The 782-nt window shown below is 63.2% G+C and carries 1 protein-coding gene; it reads right to left on the reverse strand.

Annotated features, from left to right (window positions below; all coding sequences use genetic code 11):
• Positions 1-711: TonB-dependent receptor plug domain-containing protein (locus OP496_RS18210; RefSeq protein ID WP_280565402.1), on the reverse strand; the 711-nt coding region annotated here is incomplete at its 3' end.
• Between the last annotated feature and the right edge of the window lie 71 nt (positions 712-782).

Below are 782 nucleotides of genomic sequence, written 5' to 3' on the forward strand. Positions count from 1 at the left end.
CAAGTTGACGATGGCCGTCAGCGCGCGGTCGTTGCCCAGCTCGCGACGCACCTTGGCGTTGAGGTGATACTTCTCAACCTGGCTCTGATCGCGATAACCGTCGAAATTAAGCGCCGACACACTCACATGATGCGACCAGGGGCCATTCACGCCGCCGTCGCTGAAGCGGTATTTCTGGTAGCCGTCGCTGCCGATCTCGGCCCCCAGGCGCGTCTTCTGATCGTCGCGCCCATCGGCCGTGGTCACGCTCAGTACGCCACCGGCCGCGTTGCCGTAAAGCACCGATGACGGCCCGCGGATCACCTCGATACGCTCGGCGCTATCCAGGTCGATGGCATCGAGCTGTGCCTGCCCATCGGGCAATGTGTAGGGAATACCGTCGGCCATCACCGTCACTCCACGCACTCCGAACGGCGCCCGCGCGCCAAAGCCGCGGATCGCCAGGCGCTCGCCCTGGGCGAAGTTGTCACGATTTTGCAGGAATACGCCCGGCACGGTCCCTAACGACTCATCGAGCCGCACGCGCTGCTGGCCCTGCGCGATCTTGTCATGCTCGATCACGGATACCGCAGCGGGGGTGGTGTACAACTCGCGATCGAGGCGCGGTGCCGTGACCTCCATTACCTCCGGCGAGGAGGATTGGGCGAAGACAACGCCGGAAACGCCCAAGGCGCCCAGCAACAAGGAGGTATTGAGGTAACGGTGCGTCATGATGATATCGACAGGTCGGGTCTGCCGGACGAATAGATACTGCCGGCGGACGAATTCAGTAAGCGGGACAG

Origin of the sequence: Chromohalobacter sp. 48-RD10, assembly GCF_029889785.1 — a bacterium.
Classification (GTDB): Bacteria; Pseudomonadota; Gammaproteobacteria; order Pseudomonadales; family Halomonadaceae; genus Chromohalobacter.